The sequence below is a fragment of the Streptomonospora alba genome (assembly GCF_000826685.1).
Taxonomy (GTDB): Bacteria; Actinomycetota; Actinomycetes; order Streptosporangiales; family Streptosporangiaceae; genus Streptomonospora; species Streptomonospora alba.
This window is the reverse complement of record NZ_JROO01000007.1, coordinates 21,191-39,646: the sequence shown is the minus strand read 5'-3', so window position 1 is coordinate 39,646 and position 18,456 is coordinate 21,191. Positions and strand designations below refer to the sequence as shown.

General features: G+C 70.4%; 18 protein-coding genes and 1 pseudogene. 8 read left to right on the top strand and 11 right to left on the bottom strand.

Translation table 11 applies throughout. The features are described 5' to 3' along the window. Positions 1-30: 30 nt before the first annotated feature. Entirely contained in the window at positions 31-270 is a 240-nt protein-coding gene (locus tag LP52_RS04545) for a winged helix-turn-helix domain-containing protein (RefSeq protein ID WP_040271038.1), read from the top strand. A 172-nt stretch (positions 271-442) separates the two neighbouring features. On the opposite strand, the pseudogene LP52_RS26135 reads toward LP52_RS04545, so the two are convergent. Both LP52_RS26135 and LP52_RS04535 read right to left on the bottom strand, forming a co-directional pair. Then, positions 443-607 (bottom strand): annotated as a pseudogene (locus LP52_RS26135) (IS5/IS1182 family transposase); the annotation flags it as partial. Positions 608-779: 172 nt separating this feature from the next. Next, entirely contained in the window at positions 780-1,385 is a 606-nt protein-coding gene (locus tag LP52_RS04535) for a dihydrofolate reductase family protein (RefSeq protein ID WP_040271037.1), read from the bottom strand. 586 nt (positions 1,386-1,971) lie between these two features. On the opposite strand from LP52_RS04535, the gene LP52_RS04530 reads away from it, so the two are divergent. Together LP52_RS04530 and LP52_RS04525 are read left to right on the top strand one after the other, a co-directional pair. Then, the gene (locus tag LP52_RS04530) at positions 1,972-2,397 is read left to right on the top strand and encodes an ATP-binding protein (protein WP_040271035.1); all 426 of its coding nucleotides are present in this window, start codon (positions 1,972-1,974) and stop codon (positions 2,395-2,397) included. Positions 2,398-2,438: 41 nt separating this feature from the next. Beyond that, positions 2,439-3,197, top strand: a complete 759-nt coding sequence (locus LP52_RS04525) for an RNA polymerase sigma factor SigF (protein ID WP_193789948.1) — start codon at positions 2,439-2,441, stop codon at positions 3,195-3,197. 22 nt (positions 3,198-3,219) lie between these two features. Here the strand turns inward: LP52_RS04525 and LP52_RS04520 are convergent, their stop codons facing one another. Further along, entirely contained in the window at positions 3,220-3,633 is a 414-nt protein-coding gene (locus tag LP52_RS04520) for a hypothetical protein (protein WP_040271034.1), read from the bottom strand. A gap of 174 nt (positions 3,634-3,807) precedes the next feature. On the opposite strand from LP52_RS04520, the gene LP52_RS04515 reads away from it, so the two are divergent. Further along, entirely contained in the window at positions 3,808-4,743 is a 936-nt protein-coding gene (locus tag LP52_RS04515; RefSeq protein ID WP_040271033.1) for a diacylglycerol/lipid kinase family protein, read from the top strand. Positions 4,744-5,061: 318 nt separating this feature from the next. Then, positions 5,062-5,319, top strand: a complete 258-nt coding sequence (locus tag LP52_RS04510; protein ID WP_040271031.1) for a WhiB family transcriptional regulator — start codon at positions 5,062-5,064, stop codon at positions 5,317-5,319. Positions 5,320-5,644: 325 nt separating this feature from the next. Here the strand turns inward: LP52_RS04510 and LP52_RS04505 are convergent, their stop codons facing one another. Next, positions 5,645-7,195, bottom strand: coding sequence for a sensor histidine kinase (locus tag LP52_RS04505; protein ID WP_040271030.1), 1,551 nt, complete (start codon positions 7,193-7,195; stop codon positions 5,645-5,647). 97 nt (positions 7,196-7,292) lie between these two features. On the opposite strand from LP52_RS04505, the gene LP52_RS04500 reads away from it, so the two are divergent. Continuing rightward, complete coding sequence (locus LP52_RS04500; RefSeq protein ID WP_040271098.1) at positions 7,293-8,036, top strand: GntR family transcriptional regulator; 744 nt, start codon at positions 7,293-7,295, stop codon at positions 8,034-8,036. A gap of 135 nt (positions 8,037-8,171) precedes the next feature. After that, the gene (locus LP52_RS04495) at positions 8,172-9,851 is read left to right on the top strand and encodes an acetolactate synthase (protein WP_040271028.1); all 1,680 of its coding nucleotides are present in this window, start codon (positions 8,172-8,174) and stop codon (positions 9,849-9,851) included. A 23-nt stretch (positions 9,852-9,874) separates the two neighbouring features. Here LP52_RS04495 and LP52_RS04490 read toward each other — a convergent pair whose 3' ends face one another. The 6 genes from LP52_RS04490 to LP52_RS04465 all read right to left on the bottom strand — a co-directional run bounded on the left by LP52_RS04490 (position 9,875) and on the right by LP52_RS04465 (position 15,104). Then, positions 9,875-10,258 (bottom strand): thioesterase family protein, encoded by a 384-nt coding sequence (locus LP52_RS04490; protein ID WP_040271026.1) that lies wholly within the window; start codon positions 10,256-10,258, stop codon positions 9,875-9,877. Between the two features lie 80 nt (positions 10,259-10,338). After that, positions 10,339-10,551 (bottom strand): biotin/lipoyl-binding carrier protein, encoded by a 213-nt coding sequence (locus LP52_RS04485; protein ID WP_040271024.1) that lies wholly within the window; start codon positions 10,549-10,551, stop codon positions 10,339-10,341. A 108-nt stretch (positions 10,552-10,659) separates the two neighbouring features. After that, positions 10,660-11,946, bottom strand: coding sequence for an HD-GYP domain-containing protein (locus LP52_RS04480; protein WP_040271096.1), 1,287 nt, complete (start codon positions 11,944-11,946; stop codon positions 10,660-10,662). A gap of 20 nt (positions 11,947-11,966) precedes the next feature. After that, complete coding sequence (locus LP52_RS04475; RefSeq protein ID WP_238580728.1) at positions 11,967-13,319, bottom strand: HD-GYP domain-containing protein; 1,353 nt, start codon at positions 13,317-13,319, stop codon at positions 11,967-11,969. Positions 13,320-14,175: 856 nt separating this feature from the next. Then, positions 14,176-14,463 (bottom strand): mycothiol system anti-sigma-R factor, encoded by a 288-nt coding sequence (rsrA, locus tag LP52_RS04470; RefSeq protein WP_040271023.1) that lies wholly within the window; start codon positions 14,461-14,463, stop codon positions 14,176-14,178. Continuing rightward, positions 14,460-15,104 (bottom strand): sigma-70 family RNA polymerase sigma factor, encoded by a 645-nt coding sequence (locus LP52_RS04465; protein WP_040271021.1) that lies wholly within the window; start codon positions 15,102-15,104, stop codon positions 14,460-14,462. The genes rsrA and LP52_RS04465 overlap by 4 nt, the downstream gene beginning before the upstream one ends. Positions 15,105-15,488: 384 nt before the next feature. On the opposite strand from LP52_RS04465, the gene LP52_RS04460 reads away from it, so the two are divergent. Then, positions 15,489-16,370, top strand: coding sequence for a class I SAM-dependent methyltransferase (locus LP52_RS04460; protein WP_394298181.1), 882 nt, complete (start codon positions 15,489-15,491; stop codon positions 16,368-16,370). A 214-nt stretch (positions 16,371-16,584) separates the two neighbouring features. Here the strand turns inward: LP52_RS04460 and thiC are convergent, their stop codons facing one another. After that, entirely contained in the window at positions 16,585-18,255 is a 1,671-nt protein-coding gene (thiC, locus tag LP52_RS04455) for a phosphomethylpyrimidine synthase ThiC (RefSeq protein ID WP_040271019.1), read from the bottom strand. Positions 18,256-18,456 lie beyond the last annotated feature (201 nt).

The window sequence follows — 18,456 nt, the reverse complement described above, 5'->3', positions numbered from 1 at the left end:
TGCAGCGTAGGACCGTCCTACGGTGATGCCGTGAGCGGTGTTTCAGAGTTCGAGGTCCCGAAGGTCGGCTATGTCTACGTGGCTGTAGCCGACCACATTGTCGAGCGGAGAGACGCCGGCGAGCTTCCCAGCGGTGCCCGGCTGCCCGGGGAACGGGATCTCGCCGAGGAGTACGGCGTCGCGCTCGGCACCGCACGCCGCGCGATCCAGGAACTTCGCGACCGAGGTCTGGTCACCACGCTTCCGGCGAAGGGGACCTTCGTCGTTTAGCGGCACCGGCAGACGTACCGCGCTAAGGCGTTTCGCGGGTAGGTCACGGTCGACGGGCCGGCCGGTCGTCCCAGCGGTGGTTGGGTCAGGCTTCAATCAGTAGTCGTCGGGTCACGATGACGGCGTTGGCGAGAGCGATGAAGGCGCCGATGACGCGGGCGCGTCGTTCGCGGTAGGAGGCGCCCAGCACCAGAACCTGGACGAGCTTGTCGAACACGGTCCGGTCGGGGATGCGTGGATTGTGGCAGCCCAGCGGATGAGTATCGATGGGTTCGGGAATCAGCACGACGAACCGGCCCCAGTCCGGTTCGATGTCAGAAGACGGCAGGGCAGGCACGAGGACCTCGGGGAAGAGCACGGTGTAGAACACCTCTTCTGTTACCGAGGCCCGTGCCTGTTCTGCATCACCGACACGCACCTACCCGGCGGACCTCTTAGCACAGCCATTTCTCTAGCTTGCTCCGCGCCCGCCGGCCTGGCGGCGGTCCGCACCGGCGGACGGGGCGACGTCACGCAGGGGCGCCGAGCGGCGGGTGCTCGAGCACGCGGGGCTTGTACTCGACCAACTGGATGCGGCCGTCGAAGGTGCGGTGCTCGATCATCTCAAGAGCGACGTCCGGATAGCCGTCGTAGATGCGTTCCGCGCCCGTGGCCCCGGTGATCACCGGGAACATCACGACCCGGAAGCGGTCGACGAGTCCGGCCTTGAGCAGGGACCGGCACAGGCTGAGGCTGCCGATCGTGCTGAGGAGCCCCGAGCCGTTCTCCTTCATCGCGCGGACTGCCTCGACGGCGTCGCCGCGTACGAGCGTCGTGTTGGCCCACGTGAGTGGTTCCTCGAGTGAGGAGGAGAACACCACCTTGGACGCTCGCGTGAGCTCGTCCACGGACTCCTCTTCCTCGGCCCTGAACGCGTCTTGGCCATTCGGGACCTCGCCGGCGGCGAAGCCGGACATCTGGCGGTAGGTGTTCGCTCCCATCAGGTAGGTGGCCTCGGGCTGCTTGCTCTCCCATGCGAGGTACTCCGGACCTTCGAGGCCCCACCACCCGGGCCAGCCCTCTCCCGATGCGTGGCCGTCGAGGGAGGTGATGAAGTCGACGAGAAGCTCTGACATGATCGTGTCCTTTCCTCGGGTGTTACGAGCTTGGACCGGCCGGGAGCCGCAAACTCATCGGCCGCGCTATGGGGTAACGAGGGGCTGATCGCGACCTCCCCGGGACGGGGAACCTTCGTCAAGGTGTGATCGCTCGTGCGGCCGCATCGGCGCCGGTCCTGTGGTGTGACGCCCCGCTTGAGAGCCTCGGTGTGCGCTCGGCGGCAAGCCGGCTCGATCGCTGCGCGAGCTGCGCCCCATCGCCGCAGCCTCTGCGGAAAGCGGCCCCGCACGGTCCCCGTAGGGTTTCTTGGGCCGCTTCGCACTCCCGACATCACGGTTCCGTAGAGGTCAGGGAGCTTTCGAGCGGGCGCCTCGCCCGGGTGGGACGCGATCCGACGGCGCCGAATCCGCCGATACCGAAGCGATTCCGGCGGCGTATCGGCACGGCATCCGCCGCGCCCCCGGCCCTCCCCCGTTTTCGGGCGTGTCCGAGACTAGGGATAGGAAGCCGGAACGGGACACGGTGCCAAGCGTGTGCACCGGACGCGGACCGAAACAAGATAGATTGCAGTCAAGCGGCAATCTCGCTTCCCGGAGGAGGCACGTGACCGAAGAAACCGCCGCACCGACCCCGGGTGCAACGGAGGTTCGCGACGCTGTGACGGTCCGGATGCCGGCCGACAGCGCTTACCTGTCCGTGCTGCGCACCGCCACAGCGGGATTGGCGGCCCGACTGGACTTCACCCTCGACGAGATCGAGGACCTGCGCATCGGGGTCGACGAGGCCTGCGCAATGCTGCTCACCCAGGCACTGCCGGGCACCGACCTGACCACCGACTTCGAACTCACCGGCGACGGGATGCGCATCTCCGTCTCGGTGCTGACGGCCGACGGCCGGCTCCCCGCGCGCGACACCTTCGCCTGGACCGTCCTGTCGGCCCTGGCCGGAGAGGTCGACGCCGACGCCGGCCCTGACGACCGCGTCTCCATCGTGCTGCACAAACGGCGCGGCGTGGCGGAGACGGCGTGAGCGAGAGGGGGCCCGCTCTGACGGCGAAGACGGAGCACGCGGTGCCTGACCGCGCCCGTGCGCGCGAGTTGTTCGAACGCCTGAGCGAGCTTCCTGAGGACGCTCCCGAACGGCAGCGCATCCGCGACGAACTTGTCGAGCTCCACCTGCCCCTGGTCGAGTACCTGGCACGGCGCTTCCGCAACCGCGGCGAGTGGCTCGACGACCTCACCCAGGTCGCCACCATCGGGCTGATCAAGTCGATCGACCGGTTCGACCTGGACCGCGGCGTGGAGTTCTCCACCTACGCCACACCCACCATCGTCGGCGAGATCAAGCGGCACTTCCGCGACAAGGGCTGGGCGGTGCGCGTGCCGCGCCGGCTGCAGGAGCTGAAGCTGTCGCTGACCAAGGCCGTCAGCGACCTCTCCCAGCGGGAGGGTCGTGCGCCCACCGTCCACGAGCTCGCCGAGCACCTCGGGATGTCCGAGGAGGAGGTGCTGGAGGGCCTGGAGTCGGCCAACGCCTACTCCACCGTGTCGCTGGACGCCCCCGACAGCGGCGACGAGGACGCCCCCGCGGTGGCCGACTCGCTGGGAATCGTCGACGACTCCCTGGAGGGCGTGGAGTACCGGGAGTCGCTCAAGCCCTTGCTGGAGCAGCTGCCGCCGCGCGAGAAGCGGATCCTGCTGCTGCGCTTCTTCGGCAACATGACCCAGTCGCAGATCGCTCAAGAGCTGGGGATCTCGCAGATGCACGTTTCGCGGCTGCTCGCGCGCACGCTGGCTCAGCTGCGCTACGCGCTGACCACCGACGACTGAGCACCCGGCGGCTCCGGCGGCGCTACCCGCCGCTGTCGGAGCCGCCGCGGCGCACACCGCCCTCGGGGAACAGGGTGGCGGTGGTGGAAGGCGCCAGCACCAGCGCCAGGCCCGCGGCCGCCGCGGCCACCATGACCGCGCAGGCGGCGTACTGTCCGCTGGTGAACATGTAGTAGGCCACCACAAGCACGAAGATGTGGGTCAGCACGACCGGCGTGCGCGCCCAGTCGTACAACCGGAACAGCCCCCATGCGCAGTAGCCTGCGGCCGCCGCGGCCAGCAGCGCGAAGGCGGCCAGCGGGACGGCCGAGCCCGCGTCGGCGGCGCGGCCGAGCAGAGTGCCCACGAGGGCGTAGCAGCCTCCGGCGGCGACCGCGGCCGCGACCAGGGCTTGGACCGCCGCGGCGAGCGTGATGGTGAGCGGACGTGCAGACACGTTTCGAGCTTATCCCGCCCCTGCGCATGCACAGAGCCGGGCATATCACTGTTGATCTTGTACTTACGGTCACTGAAATCGATGTTCCGTAACCGTAAGTACAAGATCAACGGGAATCGGCGCGCGCAGGGGCCGACGCCCCGACTGCGGAGGGCGAGCCCTAGACTGGGCCGCGTGCGCGCCCTGTTCATCGTCAACCCCCAGGCGACCACCACCACGCCCCGTTCCCGCGACGTACTCGTCGGTGCGATCGCCCGTGAGATGGAACTGGACGTCGCCCAGACCGAGTACCGCGACCACGCCCGCGAACTCGCGCGGCAGGCGGCGGACGCGGGCTACGAGCTGGTCATCAGCCTCGGCGGCGACGGGACGGTGAACGAGGTCGTCAACGGTCTGCTGTCGACCCCCGAGCACCTTGAGCGGCCCAGCTTCGCGGCCCTGCCCGGCGGCAGCGCCAACGTCTTCGTGCGGGCGCTGGGCCAGCCGACCGACCCCATCGAGGCCACCGGGGCGATGCTGGAGGCGGCGCGCAACGGCGAGGACCGCTCGGTCGGTCTGGGGCGGCTGCGCAGCGACGAGGACGACAGGTACTTCACCTTCTGCGCAGGCTTCGGCTGGGACGCCGACGTGGTGCACGAGGTCGACAGGCTGCGCCGCAGCGGGCGACGGGCGTCCCCCGGGCTCTACATCTCCGTCGCACTGAAGATGTTCCTGCGCGGCGACGCCAATCTGCCGTCGCTGCGCATCGACGCCCCCGGACGGGAGACCGTCCAGGACCTGTACTTCGCACTGGTCACGAACACCACGCCGTGGACCTACGCCGGTTCGGTGCCGGTGCAGCCCACGCCGCGCTCGCGGTTCGGGCTGGGCCTGGACCTGTTCGCGCTCACCCAGATGCGCACCGCCCGCACCGCCCAACTGCTGCGCCGGATGCTCTCGCACCGGGGCGTTCCGCCCAGCGGAGCGGGCTACGTCTCGTGGCACGATCAGAGCGCGATAACCATCACGTCCCGCACTCCGCGCGCATTCCAGATCGACGGCGAATACCTCGGACACCGAAAACGAGTCAATCTCGAATCCATACCGAAGGCATTACGAATCATCGGTTAACGGCGCGGAAAACAACCAGGTGATAACGCCTGTGACGCACACGACACGGCGGTGCGCTGGTTCACTTTCGAGCGCCCTTGCATGGGCCGATCAATGCTGTCACGCTCAAATGTGTCGCCGCACGTTACGGGCGAGTAAAAGGGAGATTCCGAGGTCAGGGAGCACGGCGCGGCTCCGCCGGATCAGCGGACCCCTGGGCGCCCGGGAGCACGGGCGCACGTCGGACCGGGAGTCAACGATGACAAGCGCCTGGTCGCCGCCGACTTAGTGAATTCGTTCACAAAGCGCACGCTTCCCTCACCGTGAGGAGTGATCCGCATGGACTGGCGTAACCACGCCGCCTGCCGAGACGAGGATCCCGAGCTGTTCTTCCCGATCGGGAACCACGGCCCGGCCCTCATCCAGATCGAAGAGGCGAAAGAGGTGTGCCGGGAGTGTCCGGTCAGCACCGCGTGCCTCCGCTGGGCTCTGGAGACCGGCCAGGACGGCGGTGTGTGGGGCGGCATGAGCGAGGACGAGCGCCGCGCACTCAAGCGCCGCCGCACGCCTGTCGCCATGGCGCGTCCCTCGCTCTGACTCCACGGCCCAAGCATCGCACGGCCCGCTCCGCCCGGGCACCGCGCCCCCGGGATTGCGGAGCGGGGCCGGGCCGCTTTCTCCGCGCCGCGACCTCGGCGAAAGCCGCACCGGCCCCCTGCCCCTGAGCAGGCACGCTACGCTCGGCGCCGTCGGTCGCCGCATCCGCTGCCCGCACCTTCCCGCCCGCGCTCCGCGCGACGCGCCCGTCCCTCTCCACGGCGCCGCGCGCCCCGCCGGCCGCTCCTTCCTTCTCTGCGCCGCTCCGCCGCCCGCCGCTGCCGGTCCGGCCGCGCGGCCGGCCCCCTCCCGGCGCCGCCTTCGTTCAGGCGTACGGCTCGAAACTCCGCTCGACCGGCAACTCGATCGCGACCTTGGTGCCGCCGCGCTCCTGCGGCTTGATCTCCAGCGATCCCCCCAGTTCGCTGGTGATGAGCGTGCGGACGATCTGCAGGCCCAGGCTCGCGGTGCTCTCGACGTCGAAGTCCGGGGGCAGCCCGCCGCCGTCGTCGGTCACCTCGACCACCAGGCGCCCCCCGTTCTCCTCCTGGCCCGACGGAGCGTCGTGGCGGTGCGCGCGCACCTCGATGCTGCCCGGCCCGTAGCGCAGCCCGTGCTCGACGGCGTTCTGCACCAGCTCGGCCAGCACCATGGACAGCGGAGTGGCCACCAGCGCCGAGAGCAGCCCGAACTGCCCCGTCCGGCGCGGCATCACCGGCCCCTCCGTCGAGGAGATCTCCGCCGCCATCTCGATGACGCGGTCGGCGATGTCGTCGAAGTCCACCACCTCGTCGGGGGTGTGGGAGAGCATCTCGTGCACGATCGCGATCGAGCCGACCCTGCGCACCGCCTCGTCCAAGGCGGCGCGTCCCTCGGGGACGCCCAGCCGCCGCGACTGCAGCCGCAGCAGCGCCGCGACCGTCTGGAGATTGTTCTTCACCCGGTGGTGGATCTCGCGGATGGTGGCGTTCTTGGTCATCAGCTCGCGCTCGCGGCGGCGCAGCTCGGTCACGTCGCGCACCATGACCAGCGCGCCGATGCGCACTCCGCCCACCACCAGCGGGATCGAACGCAGCTGGATGGTCGACCCGCGGCCCTCGACCTCGGCCTCCTGCGGTACGCGCCCGCCCGCGGTCCAGGTCAGCGACTCGTCGCGGGCGTCGCCGAGGGCGGCGAGGTCCAAGGTGGTGCGGTCCAGGCGCGCGCCCACCAGGTCGGCGGTGAGCCCGAGCCTGCGGTAGGCCGACAGCGCGTTGGGGCTGGCGTAGACGACCTCCCCGTTCTGGTCCAGCCGCAGCAGGCCGTCGCCGACCCGCGGCGAGCGCACCATCAGCGGCCCCTGGTCGTTGAAGGGGAACGCGCCCTCGCTGATCATCTGCGCCAGGTCGCTGGCGCTTTGCAGGTAGGTCAGCTCCAGCCGGCTGGGGGTGCGCGCCGAACTGAGGTTGGTGCTGCGCTGGATGACGCCGATGAGCTTGCCGTCGCGGCGCACCGGGATCGTCTCCTCGCGCACCGGCACCCCGCCCGACCAGTCGGGATCGCCCTCACGGCAGATGCGCCCTTCGTCCCAGGCGCGGTCGATGAGCGTATGCCGCCCCGAGAGCCGGGACGGCGCCGAGTCGCCGGGGGGCTCGGCGGCCCCGTCGCGCAGCACTGTCTCGACCAGGTCGTCCTGGAAGGCGGTGGGGCCGGTGGTGGGGCGCATCTGGGACACGGCCACCCAGCCGCTGTCGTCGCGCAGGCGCACCCACAGCACCAGATCGGCGAAGGAGAGGTCGGCCAGCAGCTGCCAGTCGGAGACCAGCGAGTGGAACCACTCCAGATCCGCCGTCTTCAGCGCCGTATAGCGTCGGATGAGATCGCTGAGGTGAGGCACTCACAAATCATCCCACGGTTGCAGGCATACTCATAAGAACGCACTCGACCAGTGGTCCACACCAATAGCGACCGGGGAAGCGGTGGAGGAGTCCGACGTGACGGGTCAGCGAACGCTCGAAGACGGGCACCGAGTTCCGAAGTACTACCAGGTCAAGAAACTGCTTCTGGAGCTCATAGAGGCCATGCCCGCCGGCAACCCGGTACCGCCCGAGCGTGCGCTCGCGGCCCAGTTCAGCACCTCGCGCACCACGGTGCGCCAGGCGCTGACGGAGATGGTGGTCGAGGGCCGGCTGCTGCGCATCCAGGGCAAGGGGACCTTCGTCGCCAAGCCGAAGGTGGCCCAGGTGCTGCAGTTGACCAGCTACACCCAGGAGATGCGCTCCCACGGGCTCCACCCTGCCACGCGGATCCTCGACGTCAGCTACATCAACGCCGACGACCAGCTTGCCGAGCTGCTGGCGATCCGCTCGGGCGGGCGCGTACTGCGCATCGAGCGGCTGCGGCTGGCCAACGGCGAGCCGATGGCCGTCGAGACCGCGCACCTGGCTGCGCGGCGCTTTCCGGGGCTGCGCCGCCAGCTGGACCGCTACGCGTCGCTGTACGAGGCGCTGGCGAGCGCCTACGACGTCCGCCTGGTCGAGGCCGAGGCCACCATCGAAACCGTGCTGGCCACGCCCAACGAGGCGCGGCTGCTGGGTGTGGACGTGGGTCTGCCGCTGGTGCTGCACTGCCAGCACAGCTTCGACGGCGAGGGCCATCCGGTGGAGTGGGTGCGCTCGCTCTACCGCGGCGACCGCTACAAGTTCGTCACCCGGCTGCGCCCGCCCGAGGAGGAGTGAGGCGCCGCCACCGGTCTCTGTGGTCCACCGCGCGAATGTGGGCGCCATCACGCGGCGACTGGTAACTTACCGACCAGTAGCCCCCGGGTCGGCCACCGACCGCCCCGCCTGCCCACGAAGGAGTGTTCCTCCGCCATGTCCACGCCTGAGGTCTTCGACCCGCCGCCCTTCGCCGGACGCCTGAGCGGGCACGGCGGGTCCCACGCGGTCGAGGTCGCCCGCCACCACGGCATCGACACGATGTTCACCCTCAGCGGCGGCCACGTGTTCCCGCTCTACGACGGCGCGGTCAATCCCGACCCCACCATGCGGCTGCTCGACGTGCGCCACGAGCAGACCGCCGTCTTCGCCGCCGAGGGCATCGGCAAGCTCACCGGCCGCGCGGGCCTGGCCGTGGTCACCGCCGGCCCCGGCGTGACCAACGCCGTCAGCGGCGTGGCCACCGCCCGCTTCAGCGGATCGCCGCTGATCCTGGTGGGCGGGCGCGCCCCCGACAGCCGCTGGGGCCAGGGGCTGCTGCAGGAGCTGGACCAGCCGCCGCTGCTGGACTCGGTGGCCAAGCGCGCCTGGACCGTGCACGCCACCGAGGGCATCGGCGCCGCGATGGACGAAGCCGTCAGAACCGCCAACGGGGCCCACCGCGGCCCCGTCTTCCTCGACGTGCCCATGGACCGCCTCTACGATCAGGCCGAAACCGAGCTGAAGGGGGCGGCCGAGCGCGCCGACCGCTCTCCCGAGCCCGGCCGAGTCGCCGAGGCCGCACGGCTGCTCGGCGAGGCCGAGCGGCCGGTGCTCGTCTTCGGCTCCGACGTCTGGCTCGACGGTGCCGCACGGACCGCACTGGAGGCCGCCGAGGAGCTGGGGATCCCGGTCATCACCAACGGCCAGGGGCGCGGTGTGCTGCCGGGCGGGCACCCGCTGCTGGCCAACCGGGCACGCGGCGCCGCCCTGGGCCGTGCCGACCTCGTCGTCGTGGTCGGCACGCCGCTGGACTTCCGCCTGGGCCACGGGCTGTTCGGCGGCAAGGACGGCGCTCCGCCCGCCAAGGTCGTGCACGTCGCCGACTCCGCCGAGCAGGTCACCGACCACATGACCCCGGCCGCCGCGGTCTGGGGGGACCTGTCCGCCGCGCTGCGCGGCATCGCCGACGCCGCGGCGCCGACCGCCTCCGCCCGGAGCTGGCGGCAGGAGATCACCGAGGCGGCCACGGCCGCGGCGGCCTCCGACGCCGACGTGCTGGCCAGCGGCGACACCCCCGTCCACCCGGCGCGCATCTACGGCGAGCTCAACCGGATCCTGGACGACGACGCAGTGGTCATCGGCGACGGCGGCGACTTCGTCTCCTACGCCGGCAAGTACGTCGAGCCCAAGCACCCCGGGCAGTGGCTCGACCCCGGCCCCTTCGGCTGCCTGGGCACGGCCATGGGCTACTCCATCGCCGCCCGGCTGGCGCGCCCGTCCTCGCAGGTGGTGACCCTGATGGGCGACGGCGCCGCCGGATTCTCCCTCATGGACGTCGACACCCTCGTGCGCCACCGGCTCCCTGTGGTGATGGTGTGCGGCAACAACGGCATCTGGGGCCTGGAGAAGGCGCCCATGCAGATGCTCTACGGCTACGACGTCGCCGCCGAACTCGCCCCGCAGACCCGCTACGACGAGGTGGTGCGCGCCCTGGGCGGCGGCGGCGAACTGGTCACCGACCCCGGCCAGATCGCCCCGGCCCTGCGCCGCGCCTTCGACTCGGGCGTGCCCTACATGGTCAACATCGCCACCGACCCCGAGAACGTCTACCCCCGCAAGACGATGGGCGTCTGACAGGACCCGAGGCGGCCGCGGCGTCAGGACCGCGCCGCGGCCGTGAAGCGGGTTCGGTCGACGACGACGCGCTCGACGGTGCCCCGGGCGAGTTCGGCGCCGCCGTCCTGCTGCGCGACGGTGACATCGAAGAACAGCCGCCGCCCGTCGACTCGGCGCAGGTGCGCCTCGGCGCGCACCCGGGCTCCCACGGCCGAGGCGGCCAGATGGGAGAGGGCGATCTCGGTGCCCACGGTGGTACTGCCCCGCTCAAGCTCGCCGGCCGTGGCGGCGACGGTGGCCGCCTCCGCCAGCGCCAGCACGCGGGGCGTGCCGAGCACCTCGGCCTCGCCGCTGCCCAGCGCGAGTGCGGTGTCCTGGGCGCCGACCTGCAGGTCGGCGCTGCCATGCAGTCCTTCGGTGATCACGGCGGCCCATGCTAGCGGCGCGGCACCCGTCTGCCGGGGACGTCCACGCCGGGAGGCGGCGGCCCGCCCGCCCCGCGGCGCTACTCGACGACGGCGAGCAGGTCGCCCTCCTGGACGACGTCGCCCTCGCCGACCTCGACGCTGACCACCCGGTAGGAATCCTCGGCGCGCACCGGGATCTCCATCTTCATCGACTCCAGGACGAACAGGGTGTCGCCGTCGTCGAGCTCGTCTCCCGGATGCGCGGTCACCTTGAACACGTTGGCGACCATCTCGGCGCGGATCTCGGCCATCGTTCCCCCCGATTCCGTCGAACGTCCGTCGACTCGGACGACGCGGGGACGCCTACCCGAAAAAGCGCCGGTCTTACGGCAGCGGCCACCGGAAAGCGGGGCGCCGCCTCACCACCGGGCTACGGCGCGCTCGATCGCCCGCGCGGCCGCCTCGACCACCTCGGGGTCGTACTCGCCGAATCCGTCCATGCGCAGGCGCTCCAGCACCGCTTGGACGCGCTCGGTGTCGGCCGCCTCGCCGGCGAGGTCGTCCACCGCGTTGGCGACCTTGATGACCCGGCTGCCCAGCGGCGGCGGCCCGTCGTCGCCGTCGCCCGCGTAGGGCTCGCACTGGCGGCGCACCAGTTCGGCCACGGAGTCGAGCACTCCGGTCTCGCGGATCACCGCGGACCCGAGCTCGGCGATGCGCCGCTGCTCGCGCGGCAGTGCGAACACGGTGGCGCCGCTGGCGACGGGGTCGCGCAGCGAGAGCTGTCCGATGTCGTGCATCAGCGCGGCGTACTCCAGCTCCAGCAGGTCGGACTCCCGCATGCCCAGCTCGCAGCCGATGGACTTGGCCAGGCGGCTGACGCGGCGCGAGTGGCCGGGCGCTACATAGCCGCCGACCTCGGTGACGCGCGAGAGCGCCCGCACCGTCTGCAGGTAGGTGAGCCGGACCTCGGCGAACCGGCGGAAGGCCACCTGGGTGACCAGCAGCGGCGCGGTGAACACCAGCAGCCCCGCCAGGCCGGTGATGGTGCTGGCCAGGGCGATCAGGATGCCCGAGGAGCCGATGGCCATGCCCAGTCCGGCGTGGGCGCGCAACTCGTCGCGGAAGGCCACCGTGATGCGGGTGCGCAACCGCTCGGCGCGCACCGCCGCGGCGGTGATGGCGTCGGTCAGCCAGCCGACCAGCACCAGTGTCGCCATCAGCAGCAGGGCGGGCCACCAATGCCAGTCCGCCGAGCCGGGCGAGAGGACGTCGGCGAAGGGCCGGAACGCAAGCGTGATCACGACGATGACCAGCATCCGGCGCGCGACGTCGCTCCATTCGGGGCTGCGCCCGGCGGCGATGTGCGGCAGCTCGCCCAGCGCGAACCCGACGGTGACCACGGCCAGCACCTGCCAGCCCGAATGGTGCACGGTGTCGCCGCCGATGGTGAGCAGGAACGTGTAGCCGATGGCACCGGCCGACGCCACGGGCGCGACCTCGCGGTTGCCCGGCAGTGTGATGCGTGCCAGCTCGCCCAGTGCGATCAGCACGCCGAAGGCCAGCGCCGTCTGCCCCTCGACGAACCCGCTGACCAGCGTCCACAGCAGCGAGCCCGCCGCGAAGACCGCCGCCACGGCGATCACAAGCACGCGCACAGGCTCGTCGAGCATCCGCCAGGCTCCCGCTCGGCGCGGGGCGCGCATGGCGTAGAACTCCTCGGTGATCACCGTTCGGCCTCCCGCACAACGCGCAACGGCACGCTGGGGTCGTCGTGGTCCTGCTGGGCCACCACGGCGGAGCCGTCGCCGGGCGGCTCGACGGCGTCGGGCAGCTCCCAGCCGTCGCGGTCGACCGCGGTTATCAGGGCCGCCACCATCGTCGGGTCGAACTGGGTGCCCGCGCCGCGCCGCAGCTCGGCGAAGGCCTCTTCGATGCTGCGCGCCTTGCGGTAGGAGCGCGTGGAGGTCATGCAGTCGAAGGCGTCGGCGACGGAGATGATCCTGCCGAACTCCGGGATGTCGGTGCCGGCCAGGCCCATCGGGTAACCGCTCCCGTCCATGCGCTCGTGGTGGTGCATGATCCCGCCGAGGGCCTCGTCCAGGAAGCCGATCTCGCGGACGATCTCATAGCCGCGCATGGGGTGCAGTTGGATCGCCGCGAACTCCTCCTCGGTGAGCTTGTCCGGCTTCTGCAGGACCTTGGTCGGCACGCCCAGCTTGCCGACGTCGTGCAGCATGCCGGCGTAGCGGATGGTCTGCACCCGCTCGGCGGGCATGCCCAGCTGCTGGGCGATCATGCCCGCGCCCTTGGACACGCGCATGCAGTGCCCGCGCGTGTAGTAGTCCTTGGTCTCGACGGCCTGGCACAGCGTGGCCAGGGTGGCCTCGTGCGCGCGCTGCTCGGCGATGCACTGGTCGAAGGCCCAGCGGGCGATGAACAGCGGCAGCAGCACGAGCAGTATCGCCGGCGCCCCGATGACGCCCCACACCACGGCGATGAACAGTCCGAGCATCCCGTAGCCCAGCGACGCCAGCTCCAGCGTGGCCAGTGTCCGCCAGCGGACCCGGCGCGGGGGCTGCAGGCGGACCTCGCCCAGGCACCACATCAGCAGGCCCACCAGCAGGGCGTTGACGATTCCGTAGACGCCCAGCGCCGCGCAGAAGGGGACGAGGACCCACGGGAAGTCGGCGCGGTCGGGCGGGCCCACCTGGCCGCCGAGGGCCAGGAAGGCGTGCCCGGCCGCGTAGCCGACGAGAGCGAGCTGGCCGCCGTTGAACATCCGCTTGACGAGGTTCTGGCGGCGCAGCACGAAGGGCGCCGCGCACAGGGCGCCGGCGGCCGCCCCGACCGGTCCGACGAGGACGACGGCGGCCAGCGACGCCGCTGCGCTCGGCGAGATCCCTGCTTTGCCGTTGTACATGGCGGTGCTGATCGACTCGGTGACCACGTACAGCACCACGACGAGTACCAGCGTCGCCGGCTCGATCCCGGCGTGCGGTCCGAGTGCTATCGCGGCGACGGCGCTGAGGACCACGAGCCCGACGTAGACCCGGGCCGCTCCCGGCAGGGCACGCAATTTCTGGTACCTCCCACCCCAAAGCCGACCGAACCGCCATGGTTTCATCGATTCCGTTCTACCACCAGCACCACCCGTTCGCGCAGGCCAGCATCCCTGTGGCCATCCCGGTCGCCACGATTGACTGGTGCACCATTGCGGAAATGAGCCAACCCACGGCAGCCCCCCTGTTTTCCGGTCCGCGCACCCCTCCTGCCCCCTGTGAGCGGGAACCCCCGGGTGCGCCGTACGAATTACCCAATACGGTGGATATGGCGGCCAGTTTAACGGGCTCCGCGGAGGCTCGTATTTCAGTGACCGGATGCGCCGGAGCCGCGCCTCCCGCCGCCGACACTTGTTTTTCGGATTACGGAATTTCTAAGTTGACTCGTAGTCACTCCGGTTACTCTCTGAAATCATGTGAACGCCGAGCCCCCACGCTGATTCGAGCCGCACAACCAGAGGTCTCCGGCCACTGAAGCCCGCTTCTCACCACGAGCGATCACGCACTGTCATCGAACGTGCACCGAATTCCGTATATCGTCTACAACAGAATGCGACCTTTTTTTGACCTGAAGACACGAGGATCCGGGCGTGTCGGCGCACCCCGTCCGCACGCCCAGGAGCACCGGCCGTCCGAAACCCGGGGCGCAGTCCCTCGCCCCCGGTTCCCGGACGACCGTTATCGCCGGTGCCCTGCGGAACGAAAGAACCGACGACCGTTTCCACGGCCGCCGGAATCCTCACGAATCAACTGATTATGCGGTCTTTCATGAATACACGACGTGTTCGCCGATGTTCACCGAACTTCTCCGAATTTCGACCGCGTTGTCGGGTTCCGCGGGCTGCCGGGCGCCCGCGCCCCGGTCCGCGGGGCCTACTCGGCCTCCGCGCCTTCACGCACCTGCAGGTCGGCGCGGGCCGCCTCAAGCCGGTGCAGCACCTTGGATCGCAGGTCGCCCGGTACCGGATCGGCACCGCAGTGCTTGGCCACCAGCTTCTTGACGACCTCCTCCAGGCCGTACTCCGCCAGGCAGGGGCCGCACTCGTCGAGGTGGGCGCGGATATCGGCGCAGTTGCCCTCTTCGAGCTCCCCGTCGATGTAGGAGTAGACCTTCGCCAGCACCTCACTACACGGGGTAGCGTGCTCTCCTCCGCAGCTCATCGCTGGTCCCTCCGACTCGACCCGCTGTTGGACGCCTGTACCGCGATGCCCTCGCCGTCCGCCGATTCCAGGATGCCGCGCTCCTGCGCGTAGTCCTCCAGCATCGAGCGCAGCTGCCGCCTGCCGCGGTGCAGCCGAGACATCACCGTGCCTATCGGGGTCTCCATGATCTCGGCGACCTCCTTGTAGGCGAAGCCCTCGACATCGGCGAGATAGACGGCTATGCGGAAGTCCTCGGGCAGGTCCTGCAAGGCGCGCTTGACGTCGGTGTCGGGCAGGTGCTCCAGCGCCTCCGCCTCGGCCGACTTCAGCCCGGACGAGGAGTGTGCCGCGGCCTGGGCGAGCTGCCAGTCTTCGACGTCCTCGGTACCCGCCTGCTTGGGCTCGCGCTGCTTCTTGCGGTAGGAGTTGATGAACGTGTTGGTGAGGATCCGATACAGCCAGGCCTTGAGGTTCGTTCCCTGCTTGAACTGGTGGAACGAACCGAACGCCTTCGCGAACGTCTCCTGGACGAGATCCTCGGCATCGGAGGGGTTGCGGGTCATGCGCAACGCCGCCGAATAAAGCTGGTCCAAGTACGGGAGCACGTCCCGCTCGAACCGAGCCGACTGCTCGTCGAGTGTCTCCTGGCTCTGATTCAAGCCCGCCTGCCTCCTTGTGCTGGCCTCCCGTGGGGCAACCGTAGCCTCACGATACGACGCCGCACCGCCGGAGGGCACATCGCCGGGCGGCCAATCGCCCGCGCGAGCTTCAACGAACTCAGCGGTAGCAGTAGGCATTGACCTGCCTTTACTCTCCTCGTGCTCGTCCCGATCTCCAGCGCTGTCCGGATCCCGCCGCGGCGTGTTCCGGACCTGACCTGCCGGGTAGTGATGTAGGTGCCAACAACCGGTCCCCCTTGCTGATTCCGCCGGGAGGTCCGATCACGCACTGCACGGAACCGCTGCTTTCGGCGCACCCGCGGGGGGTGACCCGTGCCACAGTGGGGGTAAAACCACCGACAAAGACGTGGGAGAGGAGCATGCGTGCCACCGTCCTCCAACTCCGCGTCCTCCCGCCCGCCGGACCACGACGCCGAAACCGTGTCTGAGCCCCGCACGGCACGTTCGGCGTCCGCGCACTTCGCGACCAGCGACTCCCTGTCCGCCTACTGGCGGTTCTACTGGGCGGTGGCGGACGCTCAGCTCGCCCGGTGGCTCCCCGAGGAGCCCGGGCGCATCCTCGACCTGTCCGGACCCGACTTCCGCGGCGCCCCGCGCGCGGTGGCCGACGGACACGACGTGGTCACCCTGCTGCCGTCGACCGAGTTGCGCCCGCGCCGGCAGCTCACCCTGGTCAACGGCCACGTCCCCGCCGCGCGACGCCGATCGCCCGGACGGCTGCACCCCGTCATCGGCGACACCACGTTCCTGTCGGGCTTCGCCTCCGGGGCCTTCGACTGCGTGGTCGCCGACAACCGCGTGCTGTCGCGCCACCTGGCCACCGAGGCGTCACTGGGCGAGATCGCGCGCGTGCTGCGACCGGGCGGCCAGGTGCTGCTGTGCGTGGACTCGGTCGTGCTGGGCATGGCCCTGCTGGCGGAGCAGGACTGCTGGCCGGAGCTGAGCTCGGCCCCCAGCGCCGACGTGCTGCTGGTTCCCTGGCCCGACGGCTCGATCACCCGGTGCTTCACCGCCGAACAGGTCGCCGAGGTCGTCGCCGACGTCGGCCTGGAGCTCGAATGGGTCCGACCGCGCACCGTGCTCTCGGCTTCGACCGTGGAGTTGATGCTCGCGCGGGATTCCCAGGCGCTGGGGCGGCTGGTCGAGATGGAGTTGCGGGCCGCGGAGTCCGACGACAACGTGGGCGTGCACCTGCTCGCCAGCGCGCGCAAGCCCGCCATGGATGCCCTGCCGAAGCCGCGCTGAAAGCCCGTATCCGGCGAGCGACCGCAACCACCCGCCCCCGCAGGCAGCGGGGGCGAGTGGTGGGAGACGGGCGGGCCCGCTCGCCAGGCGAGCTGGGCCCCTGGCCGCAGCCTTCTATGGTGACGATCCCCAGGCGGTGCCCGGGGGTTCCTTCCCCTCCCGTCGAGGAGGGCGGGCCGTCCGCGGGGGCCGGGCGCGCCCGGCCCCCGCGCCTTCAGTCGGCCTCGGCCACGGGCAGGTACACCCGCTTGCCGCGATCGCTGAACTCCTCGGACTTCTCCCGCATGCCCTGGTCGATGGCGGCCACCGTGGACAGGCCGTTCTCCTCGGCGTACCTGCGCACGTCCTGGGTGATCTTCATCGAGCAGAACTTGGGACCGCACATGGAGCAGAAGTGCGCGGTCTTGGCGGGCTCGGCCGGCAGCGTCTCGTCGTGGAAGGCCTGGGCGGTCTCCGGATCCAGGGCCAGGTGGAACTGGTCCTGCCAGCGGAACTCGAACCGGGCCGTCGACAGCGCGTCGTCCCACTCCTGGGCGCGGGGATGGCCCTTGGCCAGGTCCGCGGAGTGGGCGGCCAGCTTGTAGGTGACGACGCCGGTCTTGACGTCGTCGCGGTTGGGCAGGCCCAGGTGCTCCTTGGGCGTGACATAGCACAGCATCGCCGTGCCGTGCCAGGCGATCTGGGCAGCGCCGATGGCGGAGGTGATGTGGTCATAGCCCGGCGCGATGTCGGTGGCGAGCGGCCCCAGCGTGTAGAACGGGGCTTCGCCGCAGAGCTCCTCCTCCAGGCGGACGTTCTCGGCGATCTTGTGCATGGGCACGTGCCCGGGCCCTTCGATCATCACCTGGACGCCGTGGGCACGGGCGATGTGGGTCAGTTCGCCCAGCGTGCGCAACTCGGCGAACTGGGCCTCGTCGTTGGCGTCGGCGATGGAGCCCGGCCGCAGCCCGTCGCCGAGGGAGAACGTGATGTCGTAGCGCCGGAAGATCTCGCAGAGTTCCTCGAACCGGGTGTAGAGGAAGCTCTCCTCGTGATGGGCCAGGCACCACGCCGCCATGATCGAGCCGCCGCGCGAGACGATCCCCGTGGTGCGGCGGGCGGTCAGCGGGACGTAGCGCAGCAGCACGCCGGCGTGCACCGTCATGTAGTCCACGCCCTGCTCGGCCTGCTCGATGACGGTGTCGCGGTAGATCTCCCAGGTCAACTGCGCGGGATCGCCGTCGACCTTCTCCAGGGCCTGGTAGATGGGCACGGTGCCCACCGGGACGGGGGAGTTGCGGATGATCCACTCGCGGGTCTCGTGGATGCGCTTGCCCGTGGACAGGTCCATGATCGTGTCGGCCCCCCACCGGGAGGCCCAGACCATCTTCTCGACCTCCTCGGCGACCGACGAGGTCACCGCGGAGTTGCCGATGTTGGCGTTCACCTTCACCAGGAAGTTCTTGCCGATGATCATCGGCTCGGACTCGGGGTGGCACCGGTTGGCGGGGATGACCGCCCGCCCGATCGCCACCTCGGAGCGCACGAACTCGGGGTCCATGCCCTCGCGCGCGGCGATGTAGCGCATCTCGGGGGTGATGATCCCGGCCTCGGCGTAGGCGGCCTGAGTCACCGCGCCGCCGACGGGTTCGCGGTCGCGGATCCACTCTTCGCGCATGCGCGCCAGGCCGGAGTGGACGTCGATGTCGACGGAGGACTCGGTATAGGGGCCGGAGGTGTCGTACAGGTCGATGTGGCTGCCATTGTCCAGTTCCACCCGCCGGTGCGGCACGCGCAGCGTCTGCGCGGCGTCGGGGCCGGTGACCTCGTGGTAGACCTTCCGCGACCCCTTGATGGGGCCGCTGGTCACGGTGGGCTGGACACTACGGTCGTCGAGCGCCGTCAAGGCATGCCTCCCTACGTCGGAATTACCCGAACAGGTTCTGCGGTCGGCGGCACCGGCCCCTTCTCGGGGGCAGCCACCCTCTCAGCCCGCCATGGCGCGAGCTCCCGCGGTTTGTGATGGTGTCGGCTCGCCGCCGGGGCGCTGTCGGCCCCGCGGCCCGTGTAGTGCAGTCGGTGTCGAATCGGCTGTCGCACCGTCGTC